A 15,000-nucleotide genomic window follows, 5' to 3' on the forward strand; every position below is an offset into this window, starting at 1 on the left:
CGACACAGGTAGGCGAGGAGAGAATCCTAAGGTGTGCGAGAGAACTCTGGTTAAGGAACTCGGCAAAATGACCCCGTAACTTCGGGAGAAGGGGTGCTTTCTTAACGGAAAGCCGCAGTGAATAGGCCCAAGCGACTGTTTAGCAAAAACACAGGTCTCTGCGAAGCCGTAAGGCGAAGTATAGGGGCTGACACCTGCCCGGTGCTGGAAGGTTAAGGAGAGGGGTTAGCGTAAGCGAAGCTCTGAACTGAAGCCCCAGTAAACGGCGGCCGTAACTATAACGGTCCTAAGGTAGCGAAATTCCTTGTCGGGTAAGTTCCGACCCGCACGAAAGGTGTAACGATTTGGGCACTGTCTCAACCAGAGACTCGGTGAAATTATAGTACCTGTGAAGATGCAGGTTACCCGCGACAGGACGGAAAGACCCCGTGGAGCTTTACTGTAGCCTGATATTGAATTTTGGTACAGTTTGTACAGGATAGGCGGGAGCCATTGAAACCGGAGCGCTAGCTTCGGTGGAGGCGCTGGTGGGATACCGCCCTGACTGTATTGAAATTCTAACCTACGGGTCTCATCGACCCGGGAGACAGTGTCAGGTGGGCAGTTTGACTGGGGCGGTCGCCTCCTAAAGTGTAACGGAGGCGCCCAAAGGTTCCCTCAGAATGGTTGGAAATCATTCGTAGAGTGCAAAGGCATAAGGGAGCTTGACTGCGAGACCTACAAGTCGAGCAGGGACGAAAGTCGGGCTTAGTGATCCGGTGGTTCCGCATGGAAGGGCCATCGCTCAACGGATAAAAGCTACCCCGGGGATAACAGGCTTATCTCCCCCAAGAGTCCACATCGACGGGGAGGTTTGGCACCTCGATGTCGGCTCATCGCATCCTGGGGCTGTAGTCGGTCCCAAGGGTTGGGCTGTTCGCCCATTAAAGCGGTACGCGAGCTGGGTTCAGAACGTCGTGAGACAGTTCGGTCCCTATCCGTCGTGGGCGCAGGAAATTTGAGAGGAGCTGTCCTTAGTACGAGAGGACCGGGATGGACGCACCGCTGGTGTACCAGTTGTTCTGCCAAGGGCATAGCTGGGTAGCTATGTGCGGAAGGGATAAGTGCTGAAAGCATCTAAGCATGAAGCCCCCCTCAAGATGAGATTTCCCATAGCGTAAGCTAGTAAGATCCCTGAAAGATGATCAGGTTGATAGGTTCGAGGTGGAAGCATGGTGACATGTGGAGCTGACGAATACTAATAGATCGAGGACTTAACCATATAATATGAAGCAAATGTTATCTAGTTTTGAAGGAATATACCTTCATAGTTTGGTGATGATGGCAGAGAGGTCACACCCGTTCCCATACCGAACACGGAAGTTAAGCTCTCTAGCGCCGATGGTAGTTGGGACCTTGTCCCTGTGAGAGTAGGACGTCGCCAAGCAAGATAAAAACACAAGTCTTTTGACTTGTGTTTTTTTTATTTCCCATGAAATAGGTTGGATTCCGTTAATAAAAATGCTGAAATATAGTAAGGGATTTTTTGAGCAGAAATATTGAGAAACTGATAAATAAATGGATAATCTTCAGATCCATAGCTTCCAAGTAAGTCATACCACCAATCTGTTTCATACCTCGAAATCATGCTTAAATTATAGAGCAATAAATAATGAACAAGGAGCTCAGGCAACACTGGCTTAGAGTTTCTAGGGTCGTTCGTAAGTGGTAAATAATAAGTGTCAGCAAGATACTCGTAGTATAAAGGTGTGCTATACATAGGATTCCATGATTGAATAGGTGCTGAAAAAAACACATTTAATTCATTATTTTTCTCAGGTACGTGTTGTATTGATAAATGCTTACAAGCTGTTTCGATGTAACGAGAAAATCTCTCTTTAGTCATATGTAGTCGATCTAGTATGTTGACTGAAAAGGAGAGCTCATTTTTATTTGTTGAATCGATTTTATATAATGTTGTTCCTTTTTGACTATAGCGAAATAAATGTTGTAACTCAGGGATTTTTCCCATTAGCTCTAACATATTAAACTTTTCTGTTTCCAAGTGTTTCATGTGAAACAGTTGTTCTGCAGCGTGAGTAAATAGTCCGTTTTTCTGTATTTTCACCTCATCTTCTAAAAATTGATATCCTTGTTTTTTTCGTTTACGGGTTGTCACTCCATGTGCTAAAACGGTTGTTGATTCTGGATAGTTTGGATTAATAGTTAATAAACAAGCTTTAAAAAGTTGCCCCATTCCATAAAATAACAGCATTGGCTGAATGGAAAATGGTGCTGTTTTATATAATTCATAATAATTTTTACCGTGTTCTAAGTAATAAATAAATGGATAACAATTTTCAAAACTTTTTTTTTCGGCATCCTGAATCGAGGATTTTTCATAACAACGGGCAAGATAACGTTGTACATTTTGAGATGAAAAGAAGAAACTTAATTGCTGCCAAGTACAATGTGTTTGATGCATATATTACGCTCCTTTTATTGTCTAAAAATTCTAACATATATATACGTCCTTGACAGTATTTTAACCAATTGATAAGCTACTAATAATAATTTCTGGTATCATGGGGGGAACAATTATGTGGGAATCTAAATTTGTTAAAGAAGGTTTGACTTTTGATGATGTATTACTTGTACCAGCGAGGTCAGATATATTACCAAGAGAAGTAAGTGTTAAAACAGTTTTATCTGAAAGCTTACAGTTAAACATCCCGTTAATTAGTGCAGGAATGGATACAGTAACAGAAGCTGACATGGCTATTGCAATGGCTCGCCAAGGCGGTTTAGGAATTATTCATAAGAATATGTCTATTGAACAACAGGCAGAGCAAGTTGATAAAGTAAAGCGCTCTGAAAGCGGCGTTATTTCAGATCCTTTCTTCTTAACTCCAGAACATCAAGTATATGATGCAGAACATCTTATGGGAAAATATCGTATCTCAGGTGTACCAGTTGTAAATAATTTAGATGAGCGAAAATTAGTTGGTATTATTACAAACCGTGATATGCGTTTCATCCAAGACTACTCAATCAAAATTTCTGACGTAATGACAAAAGAACAGTTAATTACAGCTCCAGTTGGTACTACACTGGAAGAAGCTGAAAAGATCCTACAAAAGTATAAAATTGAAAAGCTCCCTCTTGTTGATAATAACGGTGTATTACAAGGGCTTATTACAATAAAAGATATTGAAAAAGTAATTGAATTCCCAAACTCTGCTAAAGATAAGCAAGGACGCTTATTAGTTGGAGCAGCTGTTGGTGTAACGGCTGATGCTATGCTTCGTATCGATGCATTAGTAAAAGCTAGCGTAGATGCAATTGTACTTGATACAGCTCATGGGCATTCTAAAGGTGTTATTGAAAAGGTAAAAGAAGTTCGTGCGAAATATCCAGCACTAAATATTATCGCTGGAAATGTTGCTACAGCTGAAGCAACGAAAGCATTAATTGAGGCTGGTGCAAACGTAGTTAAAGTTGGTATTGGACCAGGTTCTATTTGTACAACGCGTGTTGTAGCTGGTGTTGGTGTACCACAATTAACAGCAGTTTATGATTGTGCAACAGAAGCTCGTAAACACGGTATTCCAGTTATTGCTGATGGCGGTGTTAAGTACTCTGGTGATATGGTTAAAGCTTTAGCAGCAGGAGCACACGTTGTTATGCTAGGTAGTATGTTTGCTGGCGTTGCTGAAAGCCCTGGAGAAACTGAAATTTACCAAGGTCGCCAATTTAAAGTATATCGTGGTATGGGTTCTGTTGGAGCGATGGAAAAAGGAAGTAAAGATCGTTACTTCCAAGAAGGAAACAAAAAACTTGTTCCTGAAGGTATTGAAGGACGCGTACCATATAAAGGACCTTTAGCAGATACAGTTCATCAATTAGTTGGTGGATTACGTGCAGGTATGGGATATTGCGGAGCGCAGAATTTAGAATTCTTACGTGAGAATGCACAGTTCATTCGTATGTCAGGTGCAGGTTTACGTGAAAGCCATCCTCATCACGTACAGATTACAAAAGAGGCTCCAAACTACTCATTATAATGTCTTATATACAAATAGACAGAGATTTGATATCTCTGTCTATTTTTTTTTGATTATGTTAGAATAACGGTTATGTGAGTACATAGATATTGGGGGTAGCAAAAGTGAAAGGTATGTTTTGCAAAAGATTCATTGCGTTGGTAACAGTGCTTACAATAGCTTGTAGCATGCTTGTACCATATAGCAATGCATCAGCAGAAACAGGAGCCGCTTTAAACATTGAAGCAGGTGCGGCAATTTTAGTAGAAGCGAATTCTGGGAAGATTTTATATCAAAAAAATGCAGATGAGTTATTATCAATTGCTAGTATGACAAAAATGATGAGTGAATACCTAGTGAACGAGGCTATTGCGAAAGGGAAACTAAAATGGGATCAAAAAGTTAAGGTTTCCGAATATGCTTATAACATTTCGCAAGATCGTTCATTATCGAACGTGCCTCTACGAAATGGTGAATCTTATACAGTAAAAGAGCTATACGAAGCAATGGCAATTTATTCTGCTAATGGTGCAACGATAGCGTTAGCTGAAGCAGTTGCTGGAAAAGAAGTAGACTTTGTAAAAATGATGAATGATAAATCGAAAGAGTTAGGATTAAAAAATTATAAGTTTGTAAATTCTACGGGCTTAACGAACAAAGATTTAAAAGGACACCATCCTGAAGGGACAACTCCAGATGAAGAAAATAAAATGTCTGCGAGAGATGTAGCAATTTTAGCACAACGTCTTATTCAAGATTTCCCTAAAACATTAGACATAGCAAAAATTTCAAAAAAAGTATTCCGTGAAGGTACTCCGGATCGGATCGAAATGCCTAACTGGAACTGGATGTTAAAAGGGTTAATTAAGGAATACGAAGGCGTAGATGGTCTGAAAACAGGATCAACTCCAGAAGCAGGAGATTGTTTCACTGGTACGATTGAAAGAAATGGTATGCGTTTCATTTCTGTAGTTATTAAAACAAAATCTCACACGGCAAGATTTGATGAGACAAAGAAATTATATGATTATGGCTTTGCTAACTTTGAAATGAAGAAAATGTATGAAAAAGGTTCTTCGGTTAAAGGAAAAGAAACAGTAAGAGTTGAAAATGCGAAAGATAAAGATGTAGCAGTTCAAACGAAGCAAGCTGTTTCACTTCCGGTGCCAAAGGGAAGTAAAGACGTTTATAAAACAGAATTTAAAGAAGGAAATAAGGGACAAGAGGCACCTATGAAAAAGGGAGTTACACTTGGCCAAATGGTTGTAACGTCTAAAGATAGTAATGCTCCTGGATTTTTATCAGGAAAATCATTACAAGTAGACCTTATAACAAAATCTGAAGTAGAAGAGGCAGGCTGGTTCACACGTTCTATGCGCGGAATTGGTTCTTTCTTTAGTGGTATGTGGAATAGTGCTGTTGATACAGTAAAAGGTTGGTTTTAAAAGCTCCTCATTGTAGGAGCTTTTTCTTATTCCTATTTTTCATACCGACTTTATGAAAAAGTAGTGGACAAGCATCAGATAGTTAGTGGTAGAATGTAAGAGTATTCTTAATTTTCTTCTTTAACGGGGGAAAGCAATTCACCTAGGGGGGTTTTTGTACATGACAAATGTAACAGGGACAGAACGTGTAAAACGTGGAATGGCAGAAATGCAAAAAGGCGGCGTTATTATGGACGTAGTTAACGCCGAGCAAGCAAGGATTGCAGAAGAGGCAGGTGCAGTTGCTGTTATGGCATTAGAGCGTGTACCTGCAGATATTCGTGCAGCAGGTGGCGTTTCTCGTATGGCAGATCCAACAATTGTTGAAGAAGTTATGGGTGCTGTATCAATTCCGGTTATGGCAAAATGTCGTATCGGTCACCTTGTAGAAGCACGTGTATTAGAATCATTAGGGGTAGACTATATCGATGAGAGTGAAGTATTGACTCCTGCTGATGAAGTATACCATTTAAATAAACGTGATTACACAGTTCCGTTTGTATGTGGTTGCCGCGATATCGGAGAAGCTGCACGTCGTATTGCAGAAGGTGCAGCTATGCTTCGTACAAAAGGTGAACCTGGAACAGGAAACATTGTAGAGGCAGTGCGTCATATGCGCCAAGTCAATGCAGAAATCCGTCAAGTTGCAAGTCTACGTGAAGATGAGTTAATGACATATGCAAAAAATACTGGTGCTCCTTATGAAGTACTACTTGAAATTAAACGCCTTGGTCGCCTGCCAGTTGTAAACTTTGCAGCAGGTGGTGTAGCAACACCAGCAGATGCAGCGTTAATGATGCAACTTGGTGCTGATGGTGTATTTGTTGGATCTGGTATCTTCAAATCAGAGAACCCAGAGAAATTTGCACGTGCAATCGTTGAAGCAACGACTCATTATGAAGATTACGAACTAATTGCAAGCCTTTCTAAAGGATTAGGTAATGCAATGAAAGGTATCGAAATTTCAACGTTATTACCAGAACAACGCATGCAAGAGCGTGGATGGTAATTAAAGGAGATCTTTAAAATGGTGAAAATCGGTGTACTAGGTCTTCAAGGTGCAGTTCGTGAGCATGTAAAATCAGTTGAGGCAAGTGGTGCAGAAGCTGTTGTTGTAAAGCGTGTAGAGCAACTTGAAGAGATTGATGGTCTTATTTTACCAGGCGGTGAAAGTACAACAATGCGCCGTCTTATTGATAAGTATGCTTTCATGGAGCCTCTTCGTACATTTGCGAAGTCTGGTAAACCAATGTTTGGTACATGTGCAGGAATGATTCTTCTTGCGAAAACACTTATTGGCTATGAAGAAGCACATATTGGTGTTATGGATATTACGGTTGAGCGCAATGCGTTCGGACGCCAAAAAGATAGTTTTGAAGCTGCACTTTCAATGAAAGGTGTGGGAGAAGACTTTGTTGGTGTATTTATCCGTGCTCCGTATGTTGTAAATGTAGCTGATGATGTTGAAGTACTTTCTATGCATGGCGAGCGAATGGTAGCGGTAAGGCAAGGGCCGTTTTTAGCTGCTTCTTTCCATCCGGAATTAACGGATGATCATCGTGTAACAGCATACTTTGTAGAAATGGTAAAAGAAGCGAAAATGAAAAAAGTTGTATAAGTAACTTGCAACTTGTATAAGATTATAGTAAATTGATGATAACAATTTTATAAAATAAGCGTGTTGATAGGAAGTAGTAACAAATGTTGTTTCTTATAGAGAGTCGATGGTTGGTGGAAATCGATAGAAACAGTTTGTGAATCCATCCTGGAATGGAATGTGGAATATCTTTTGATTAGTAAACATTCCCGGTGAAGAGCCGTTATTTCTACTTGAGAGGAAAGCGGTAATGCTTTCAACTAGGGTGGCAACGCGGGTTAACTCCCGTCCCTTTGTATAGGGACGGGAGTTTTTTGTGTTTTATAAAATAAAAGGAGGAGTATATAATGCTTGATATTAAATTTTTACGTACGAATTTTGAAGAAGTAAAAGCAAAATTACAGCATAGAGGCGAAGATTTAACGGATTTTGGTCGCTTTGAAGAACTTGATACGAGAAGAAGAGAGCTACTTGTTCAAACAGAAGAATTAAAAAGTAAACGTAACGAAGTATCTCAACAAATTTCAGTATTAAAGCGTGAAAAGAAAGATGCGGAAGCTCTAATTCTAGAAATGCGTGAAGTTGGGGAAAAAGTAAAAGATCTTGATAATGAGCTTCGTACAGTTGAAGAAGATTTAGAAAGATTAATGCTATCTATCCCAAATATCCCTCATGAATCTGCTCCAATAGGTGAAACAGAGGATGATAACGTAGTAGCACGTACTTGGGGAGAAGTGAAAGAATTTACTTATGAGCCAAAACCACATTGGGACCTTGCTACTGATTTAGGGATTTTAGATTTTGAACGTGCTGGGAAAGTAACAGGAAGCCGATTTGTATTTTACAAAGGTGCTGGTGCAAGATTAGAACGTGCTTTGATTAGCTTTATGCTTGACCTTCATACTGATGAGCATGGATATGAGGAAGTATTGCCTCCTTATATGGTAAACCGTGCAAGTATGACAGGAACAGGACAACTTCCGAAGTTTGAAGAAGATGCATTCCGTATTGAAAGTGAAGATTATTTCCTAATCCCAACAGCTGAAGTACCTGTAACGAATATGCATCGTGATGAGATTGTGAGTAAAGAGCAATTGCCGATACGATATGCTGCGTTTAGCTCATGCTTCCGTTCTGAAGCAGGTTCAGCTGGTCGTGATACACGTGGTTTAATTCGCCAACATCAATTTAATAAAGTTGAACTTGTGAAGTTCGTGAAACCAGAAGATTCTTACGAAGAGTTAGAAAAATTAACAAATGATGCAGAGCGCGTGTTACAATTATTAGAGTTGCCATATCGCGTTATGAGCATGTGTACAGGAGATTTAGGATTTACAGCAGCGAAGAAATACGATATTGAAGTATGGATTCCAAGCTATGGTACATATCGTGAAATTTCTTCTTGTAGTAATTTTGAGGCATTCCAAGCGAGACGCGCGAATATCCGTTTCCGTCGTGAGCCAAATGGTAAACCGGAACATGTTCATACACTAAATGGATCTGGTCTTGCAATTGGACGTACAGTGGCAGCTATTTTAGAGAACTACCAACAAGAAGATGGTACAATTATAATTCCAGAAGTTCTTCGCCCTTATATGGGAGGAAAAACAGTTATTAAATAAGTTAAAACATTCATCGGTATGAGTGATTGGTAATTATGGACGTTGTCAGCAGTGTCATAAAGGAGAGGGGAAGTAAAATTCCCCTTTCCTCATAATTTATTATAGTAGGGTTGACTAACTGTTTTTCTTTTGATATTATATTTGATGTCAATATGGAGGTATACCCAAGTCTGGCTGAAGGGATCGGTCTTGAAAACCGACAGGCGGCGAGAGTCGCGCGGGGGTTCGAATCCCTCTACCTCCTCCAGATATAATTGACAACAGCGCATATAAGTGGAGATTGGAGAACTCGTTACCAACACGTAACGAGTTTTTATTTTAAAACCAATCATAAAGTATGATGTAAGGATATAGTGTCCTTATTACACACTCATATTCCGATGATTATCTTCATAGATATGAAAGGAGTTAACATGGATCTTATTATACAAACGTTTCCTTTAGATGGAAAAACTTTATATTATGTACAATGTCCTGTCTGTAAGAACAATAGAATTTTAAACAGTGGTGCAAATGTGTCGCGCATTATAAGTGATGATACATTCCGTAAACTTTGTGGTTGCACTTGTGATGTAAAACAGGTTGCAAAAAAAGTAGAGGTACCAAAAGAAGCTGAAAAACCAGCTGTGCAAAAAGAAGTAACTCCAAAACGTACAGGGAAATTACTAACAGCAGTAATTAATGGGAAAGAATTGACTGTTAAAGAGATTGCTGAAACATATGATATTAGTACGAGTACTGTTCGTCAGCGTATTAATGCTGGAAAGCCAGAGAGTGAAATTATTGCTCCGACAAAAAAGAAAAAGTAATTTCATAGGAAAACCCGTGCATATGCACGGGTTTTTTATTTTACAAGTTTACGTGTTTGTTTTAAAAAATGTCCAATTTTTTTAATGATTGGTTCGATTGAATCGCCATCTTTTAAAATATCGTATTCATTAATGTTTAATCGTAAAACAGGGCATGAATTAAAGTTATTAATCCAGTTATCGTAACGTCCATGCATCTCTTTCCAATATTCAATTGGTGTTTGCTGCTCCATGGGACGTCCTCGTTCTTGAATACGATCGACAATATCATCAAAAGAACCTTCTAGGTAAATTAATAAGTCTGGATGAGGGAAGTAAGGAGTCATGACCATAGCATCAAATAACCCTTTGTATGTCTCATAATCAGTTTCAGTCATTGTACCCTTTTCGTAATGCATTTTTGCGAAAATACCAGTGTCCTCATAGATAGAACGGTCTTGAACAAAACCGCCACCATATTCGAAAATTCTTTTTTGTTCTTTAAATCGTTCTGCTAAAAAGTACACTTGTAAGTGAAAGCTCCAGCGTGTGAAATCAGCATAGAACTTGTCCAAATATGGGTTGGAATCTACTTTTTCAAAAGATGTACGATAACCTAAAGCGTTAGCCAATGCAGTTGTCATAGTTGATTTACCGACACCTACTGTTCCAGCAATAGTGATAACTGCATCATTTGGTATATCATATTTTTGCCTTAAATTCATTGTTATTTCGACTCCTTCAAGAGAGTATTTTGAAGAGCTGATAAGATGACATTTAAATCATCATGATTTCTTACAAAATCCATATCGTCTCCATTAAATTTCAATACTGGAATATCTGGATGGTCCTTTTTGAAAGCATCCATTGCTGTTTCGTAATCTTTTGTAAGCTGTAGCAAGTAATTTGGATCCATATTTTTTTCGAATTCTCTTCCGCGCATGGCAATTCGTTTTTGTAATGTTTCTAGGCTCGCTGTTAAATAAACGATGACATTTGGTACAGGCATATCTTGCGTAAGAATGCGATAAATTTGCATGTACTTGTCATATTGAGAATCTTTTAATGTACGGGATGCAAAAATTAAATTTTTAAATATATGATAATCTGCTACTACAGGCTTTCTTTGATTCAAATACTTTATGTTAATATCCTCTAGTTGTTTGTATCTATTACAAAGAAAGAACATCTCTGTTTGAAAACTCCATTCGTCGATGTCTTCGTAGAATTTTCCTAAAAAAGGATTTTCATCAACAATCTCTTTTAGTAAGTGGAGTTGCATGTGAGTTGAAAGTTCCTTCGCAAGTGAAGTTTTTCCAACACCAATTGGTCCTTCAACCGTGATAAATGGTACTCCGGTCACGCTGTTTCCTCCTTTCAATCAGTGATTTACCGTGACTACTAAAAACACAAAACAGAATTATTGTAGCACAAGAGGGGAGCGAGCGGACTAATTTGATATAAAAAGTTAGAAAATAGATATGTATTAATTAAATTTTATTTGGGATGACGGTACAATATTTGCCTTTAATGTGGCTTCCATTATTTTTAAAGCATGTTCATTATCTTGCTCGTTATTAGAAGCGATGCAATCCCGTGGTACATAAAGTGTATAATTTCTCATATGGGCATCATTAGCTGTAAAAAGGATGCATATGTTCCCGGCAATTCCTGTTAAAATGAGATTTTCGATTTTTAAATAACCTAATAAAGAATTCAAAGGTGTTTCATAAAAAGCAGAGTAATGTGGTTTAATAAAAATGTAATCGTCAGTATGCGGAGCAATGGCCTCGATAATATTTTTACTATACTCATTTGTACAATGGGTGATAAGTTGATCAATATCAGATCTCCAAAGTTGATAGTGATCATTGACATAAATTATTGGATAGCCCAACGATTTCATGGTGTCCTTTAATTGTAAAATGGGGTTCTTTATAATTTCACATTTCTGTGCCAGGATGGGTCCGTGGGAGAATTGAAAATCATTAATCATATCGATAATGAGTAAGGCGGTATTTTTCATATGTAATTCCCTCTCTTTCTTCTTTAGGTTGGATTGAATTTGTAAAAGTTATCCCACCTGCAAGAAATGAAAAAGTGTATTTTATTTTTGGTGAAAGGACTATATTATGGAGCGAGATATATATTTTATGCAGTTAGCAATAGAGGAAGCGAAGAAGGCGGAGGCGATACAAGAGGTACCAATTGGTGCTGTAATTGTGCTAGATGGTGAAGTGATTAGTGTCGCACATAACTTAAGAGAAACTGAACAGAGATCAATAGCTCACGCCGAACTCTTAGCTATTGATGAAGCTTGCAAAAAATTGGGGACATGGCGTTTAGAAGATGCAACGTTATATGTAACATTAGAACCTTGCCCAATGTGTGCAGGGGGAATTGTTTTATCGCGTATAAAACGGGTTGTATATGGTGCGAGCGATCCGAAAGGTGGATGTGCAGGTACGTTGATGAATCTTTTAACTGATGAGCGTTTTAATCATCAGTGTGAAGTAGTGCCTGGTGTACTTGAAGAAGAATGTGGTACATTGTTAACGATTTTTTTTAGAGAGCTTCGTAAGAAAAGAAAAGAAGTGAAAAAACTAGAGAAAAGTAATGGTAACTAACGTATTTGCATTTTGTAAAAAAACAAGTTATACTGATAATGCCTTATCCAAGGCAACCGAATATTGGTTTTAACTTTGCCGTGCTAAGCGGGGAGGTAGCGGTGCCCTATACTCGCAATCCGCTCTAGCGAGGCTGAATCCCTTCTCGAGGTTATGTTGCTGTAAGGTCTGCCTTAAGTAAGTGGTGTTGACGTTTGGGTCCTGCGCAACGGGACCCCGTGAACCTTGTCAGGTCCGGAAGGAAGCAGCAATAAGCGGGTTTTCTCGTGTGCCGCAGGAGTGCCTGAACCGAGCTAACTGCTTGAGTAACGCTTATGGTACGTAATCGACAGAAGGTGCACGGCAGTTATATATGTATACAAAACTCACCTTTATATAAAGGTGAGTTTTTTGTATGGAAAATAACTTTTGGAATCTATAAACAGAATGGGTTATAATAAATAAGATAATAACCTTTGAGGGAGGCCGTATTTTCGTGTCATACCAAGCGTTATACCGAACATGGAGACCGCAAAAATTCGAAGATGTAGTCGGTCAAAAGCACGTGACAAAAACGTTGCAAAATGCCCTTCTTCAAGAGAAAGCTTCACATGCTTATTTGTTTTCGGGTCCGAGGGGAACAGGGAAAACGACAATTGCAAAAGTATTTGCAAAGGCAATTAACTGTGAACACGCCCCGGTAGCTGAACCTTGTAATGAATGTCCTTCTTGTTTAGGAATTACACAAGGGTCTATTTCAGATGTATTAGAAATTGATGCGGCTTCAAATAACGGTGTAGATGAAATTCGAGATATAAGAGATAAAGTAAAATATGCTCCAAGTGCTGTAGGATATAAAGTATACATTATTGATGAAGTTCACATGCTTTCTATGGGTGCCTTTAATGCGCTTTTGAAAACTTTAGAAGAGCCGCCAGGACATGTTATTTTTATTCTGGCGACAACAGAACCGCATAAAATTCCAGCTACAATTATTTCGCGTTGTCAGCGTTTTGAGTTTCGAAAGATATCAGTAAATGATATCGTTGAGAGATTATCGACGGTCGTGACAAATGAAGGTACGCAAGTAGAAGATGAAGCGTTACAAATCGTAGCGCGTGCCGCCGAAGGTGGTATGCGTGATGCGCTCAGTCTTATCGATCAAGCTATTTCTTATAGTGATGAAACGGTGACGAGTGAAGATGTTTTAGCTGTAACAGGATCTGTATCTCAGCGATATTTGGGTGACCTGGTAGAATGTATACGTGAAAATGATGTATCAAGAGCGTTACGTATTATAGATGAGATGATGAGTAAAGGGAAAGATCCAGTTCGCTTTATGGAGGATTTCATTTACTACTATCGTGATATGCTTTTATATCAAACTTCACCACAATTAGAACATATGTTGGAACGGGTAATTGTAGATGATCAATTCCGTACGTTAAGTGAAGAAATGCAACCGGAAGTAATCTATGAAATTATTCATACCCTTAGTAAGGGACAACAGGAGATGAAGTGGACAAACCATCCAAGAATATTCTTGGAAGTTGTTATGGTGCAACTGTGTCAGCAGTTTATGATGCAAGCAAACGGCGTAGATCGTTTACAAGCGATTATGAATAGGATGCAGCAGTTGGAGAAAGAGTTAGAGCAAGTTAAAAAGAATGGCGTGCCAGCTGGTGTGCAGCAGGAAGTAAGAGAGACGCGGGCAACACCAAAACCGGTACGAACAGGGAGTATGAAAATTCCTGTTGGACGTGTGAATGAAGTGTTAAAGCAAGCGAAGCGTCAAGATTTAGAACAGTTAAAAGCTGTATGGGGCGAATTATTAGGAAGGCTCAAGTCACATAACAAAGTAGCATTTGCTGTTTTATTAGAAAATAGTGAACCAGTTGCGGCTTCGGATGATACCTATGTGTTAGCATTTCAATATGAGATTCATTGTAAAATGGCTAGTGAAAATCGAGAAGCGATGGATACATTGGAACAAACTCTTTTTGAATTGTTAAGTAAAAGGTTAAATATGATTGCTATCCCAAAAAGTGAATGGGGTAAAATTCGTGAAGACTTTTTACAACGCGAAGGCGGGGATTCTGAAGAAAGCCCAGAACAAAAAGAAGATCCTCTTATAGAAGAGGCTGTAAAATTAGTAGGGCAAGAACTTATTGAAATAAAAGAGTAATAATAATGAGGAGGAATTAATTATGATGCGTGGCGGAATGGGAAATATGAATAATATGATGAAACAAATGCAAAAGATGCAAAAAGACATGGCGAAGGCGCAAGAAGAGCTTGGCGAAAAAACAGTTGAAGGTACAGCTGGCGGCGGAATGGTTACTGTTATTGCAAATGGTCATAAGCAAGTTCTTGAAGTGAAAATTAAAGAAGAAGTTGTAGATCCAGAAGATATCGAAATGTTACAAGACTTAGTATTAGCTGCAACGAATGATGCACTTAAAAAGGTTGATGAACTTTCAAACTCTACAATGGGCAAATTTACAAAAGGCATGAACTTACCAGGTGGAATGTTCTAGGAGGATATTGATATATGCATTATCCAGAACCGATATCAAAATTAATCGATAGTTTTATGAAGTTGCCAGGAATCGGACCGAAAACAGCGGTTCGATTGGCATTCTTCGTGTTAGATATGAAAGAGGATGATGTACTAGGTTTTGCGAAAGCACTTGTGAATGCAAAGCGAGATTTAGCGTATTGTTCTGTGTGCGGACATATCACTGACCGCGATCCTTGTTATATTTGTGACGATTCGCATAGGGATCAATCGGTTGTTTGTGTAGTACAAGAGCCGAAAGATGTAATTGCGATGGAAAAAATGAAAGAATATCAGGGTGTATATCATGTTTTGCGTGGTGCC

General features: G+C 38.9%; 14 protein-coding genes, 1 tRNA gene, 2 rRNA genes, 1 other RNA gene and 1 other annotated feature (2 of these 19 running past the window's edge). Of the genes, 14 read left to right on the plus strand and 4 right to left on the minus strand.

Annotated elements, in window-relative coordinates; translation table 11 throughout:
• Both NSQ69_RS00050 and rrf read left to right on the plus strand, forming a co-directional pair.
• Positions 1 to 1,261: ribosomal RNA gene (locus NSQ69_RS00050) — 23S ribosomal RNA — on the plus strand; it begins 1,661 nt to the left of the window's first position.
• A gap of 49 nt (positions 1,262 to 1,310) precedes the next feature.
• Positions 1,311 to 1,426: ribosomal RNA gene (gene rrf, locus NSQ69_RS00055) — 5S ribosomal RNA — on the plus strand.
• Between the two features lie 36 nt (positions 1,427 to 1,462).
• On the opposite strand, the gene NSQ69_RS00060 is transcribed toward rrf, so the two are convergent.
• Positions 1,463 to 2,464 carry a YaaC family protein gene (locus NSQ69_RS00060; RefSeq protein ID WP_002130734.1) on the minus strand — a complete coding sequence of 334 codons (1,002 nt, stop codon included), beginning with the start codon at positions 2,462 to 2,464 and terminating at the stop codon, positions 1,463 to 1,465.
• A gap of 115 nt (positions 2,465 to 2,579) precedes the next feature.
• On the opposite strand from NSQ69_RS00060, the gene guaB reads away from it, so the two are divergent.
• The 7 genes from guaB to NSQ69_RS00095 all read left to right on the plus strand — a co-directional run bounded on the left by guaB (position 2,580) and on the right by NSQ69_RS00095 (position 9,534).
• The gene (gene guaB, locus NSQ69_RS00065; protein WP_002107266.1) at positions 2,580 to 4,043 is read left to right on the plus strand and encodes an IMP dehydrogenase; all 1,464 of its coding nucleotides are present in this window, start codon (positions 2,580 to 2,582) and stop codon (positions 4,041 to 4,043) included.
• A 113-nt stretch (positions 4,044 to 4,156) separates the two neighbouring features.
• A complete protein-coding gene (locus NSQ69_RS00070) occupies positions 4,157 to 5,467 on the plus strand; it encodes a D-alanyl-D-alanine carboxypeptidase family protein (protein ID WP_341099852.1) in 1,311 nt (436 codons plus the stop codon).
• A gap of 160 nt (positions 5,468 to 5,627) precedes the next feature.
• Positions 5,628 to 6,515 carry a pyridoxal 5'-phosphate synthase lyase subunit PdxS gene (pdxS, locus tag NSQ69_RS00075; protein WP_002009615.1) on the plus strand — a complete coding sequence of 296 codons (888 nt, stop codon included), beginning with the start codon at positions 5,628 to 5,630 and terminating at the stop codon, positions 6,513 to 6,515.
• An 18-nt stretch (positions 6,516 to 6,533) separates the two neighbouring features.
• Positions 6,534 to 7,124: a pyridoxal 5'-phosphate synthase glutaminase subunit PdxT gene (gene pdxT, locus NSQ69_RS00080; protein ID WP_201057124.1), complete on the plus strand. Its 591-nt coding sequence runs from the start codon at positions 6,534 to 6,536 to the stop codon at positions 7,122 to 7,124.
• Between the two features lie 54 nt (positions 7,125 to 7,178).
• Positions 7,179 to 7,399: a binding site (T-box leader), on the plus strand.
• A 51-nt stretch (positions 7,400 to 7,450) separates the two neighbouring features.
• Positions 7,451 to 8,725 (plus strand): serine--tRNA ligase, encoded by a 1,275-nt coding sequence (serS, locus tag NSQ69_RS00085; protein WP_002009617.1) that lies wholly within the window; start codon positions 7,451 to 7,453, stop codon positions 8,723 to 8,725.
• A gap of 154 nt (positions 8,726 to 8,879) precedes the next feature.
• A tRNA-Ser gene (locus NSQ69_RS00090) sits at positions 8,880 to 8,972 on the plus strand.
• 166 nt (positions 8,973 to 9,138) lie between these two features.
• Complete coding sequence (locus NSQ69_RS00095; RefSeq protein WP_002029297.1) at positions 9,139 to 9,534, plus strand: DUF3797 domain-containing protein; 396 nt, start codon at positions 9,139 to 9,141, stop codon at positions 9,532 to 9,534.
• Between the two features lie 35 nt (positions 9,535 to 9,569).
• Here the strand turns inward: NSQ69_RS00095 and NSQ69_RS00100 are convergent, their stop codons facing one another.
• From NSQ69_RS00100 to NSQ69_RS00110, 3 genes are all read right to left on the minus strand, one after another.
• The gene (locus NSQ69_RS00100; protein ID WP_002009620.1) at positions 9,570 to 10,238 is read right to left on the minus strand and encodes a deoxynucleoside kinase; all 669 of its coding nucleotides are present in this window, start codon (positions 10,236 to 10,238) and stop codon (positions 9,570 to 9,572) included.
• 2 nt (positions 10,239 to 10,240) lie between these two features.
• On the minus strand, positions 10,241 to 10,876 hold the full coding sequence (locus tag NSQ69_RS00105) for a deoxynucleoside kinase (protein ID WP_002170085.1): 636 nt from the start codon (positions 10,874 to 10,876) through the stop codon (positions 10,241 to 10,243).
• A gap of 123 nt (positions 10,877 to 10,999) precedes the next feature.
• On the minus strand, positions 11,000 to 11,539 hold the full coding sequence (locus tag NSQ69_RS00110) for an isochorismatase family cysteine hydrolase (protein ID WP_002130738.1): 540 nt from the start codon (positions 11,537 to 11,539) through the stop codon (positions 11,000 to 11,002).
• A 106-nt stretch (positions 11,540 to 11,645) separates the two neighbouring features.
• Between NSQ69_RS00110 and tadA the strand changes: the two genes are divergently transcribed.
• From tadA to recR, 5 genes are all read left to right on the plus strand, one after another.
• Positions 11,646 to 12,140, plus strand: a complete 495-nt coding sequence (tadA, locus tag NSQ69_RS00115; protein ID WP_002029304.1) for a tRNA adenosine(34) deaminase TadA — start codon at positions 11,646 to 11,648, stop codon at positions 12,138 to 12,140.
• A 78-nt stretch (positions 12,141 to 12,218) separates the two neighbouring features.
• Positions 12,219 to 12,483, plus strand: an RNA gene (ffs, locus tag NSQ69_RS00120) — signal recognition particle sRNA large type.
• Between the two features lie 132 nt (positions 12,484 to 12,615).
• On the plus strand, positions 12,616 to 14,304 hold the full coding sequence (dnaX, locus tag NSQ69_RS00125) for a DNA polymerase III subunit gamma/tau (protein ID WP_002130739.1): 1,689 nt from the start codon (positions 12,616 to 12,618) through the stop codon (positions 14,302 to 14,304).
• Positions 14,305 to 14,329: 25 nt separating this feature from the next.
• Complete coding sequence (locus NSQ69_RS00130) at positions 14,330 to 14,656, plus strand: YbaB/EbfC family nucleoid-associated protein (RefSeq protein WP_170935248.1); 327 nt, start codon at positions 14,330 to 14,332, stop codon at positions 14,654 to 14,656.
• 14 nt (positions 14,657 to 14,670) lie between these two features.
• Positions 14,671 to 15,000: the 5' portion of a recombination protein RecR gene (gene recR, locus NSQ69_RS00135; protein WP_002009629.1), read on the plus strand. 267 nt of this gene lie beyond the right edge of the window; the window shows 330 of its 597 coding nt (coding positions 1-330); the start codon lies at positions 14,671 to 14,673; its stop codon lies off the right edge, out of view.

Origin of the sequence: Bacillus sp. FSL R10-2201 (assembly GCF_038008665.1) — a bacterium.
In the GTDB taxonomy this organism is placed as follows: Bacteria; Bacillota; Bacilli; order Bacillales; family Bacillaceae_G; genus Bacillus_A; species Bacillus_A mycoides.

Bases quoted from the DNA above. Each gene is read 5' to 3' on its own strand.
- NSQ69_RS00060 (WP_002130734.1), bottom strand. From the start codon at position 2,464: ATGCATCAAACACATTGTACTTGGCAGCAATTAAGTTTCTTCTTTTCA.
- guaB (WP_002107266.1), top strand. From the start codon at position 2,580: ATGTGGGAATCTAAATTTGTTAAAGAAGGTTTGACTTTTGATGATGTA.
- NSQ69_RS00070 (WP_341099852.1), top strand. From the start codon at position 4,157: ATGTTTTGCAAAAGATTCATTGCGTTGGTAACAGTGCTTACAATAGCT.
- pdxS (WP_002009615.1), top strand. From the start codon at position 5,628: ATGACAAATGTAACAGGGACAGAACGTGTAAAACGTGGAATGGCAGAA.
- pdxT (WP_201057124.1), top strand. From the start codon at position 6,534: ATGGTGAAAATCGGTGTACTAGGTCTTCAAGGTGCAGTTCGTGAGCAT.
- serS (WP_002009617.1), top strand. From the start codon at position 7,451: ATGCTTGATATTAAATTTTTACGTACGAATTTTGAAGAAGTAAAAGCA.
- NSQ69_RS00095 (WP_002029297.1), top strand. From the start codon at position 9,139: ATGGATCTTATTATACAAACGTTTCCTTTAGATGGAAAAACTTTATAT.
- NSQ69_RS00100 (WP_002009620.1), bottom strand. From the start codon at position 10,238: ATGAATTTAAGGCAAAAATATGATATACCAAATGATGCAGTTATCACT.
- NSQ69_RS00110 (WP_002130738.1), bottom strand. From the start codon at position 11,539: ATGAAAAATACCGCCTTACTCATTATCGATATGATTAATGATTTTCAA.
- tadA (WP_002029304.1), top strand. From the start codon at position 11,646: ATGGAGCGAGATATATATTTTATGCAGTTAGCAATAGAGGAAGCGAAG.
- NSQ69_RS00130 (WP_170935248.1), top strand. From the start codon at position 14,330: ATGCGTGGCGGAATGGGAAATATGAATAATATGATGAAACAAATGCAA.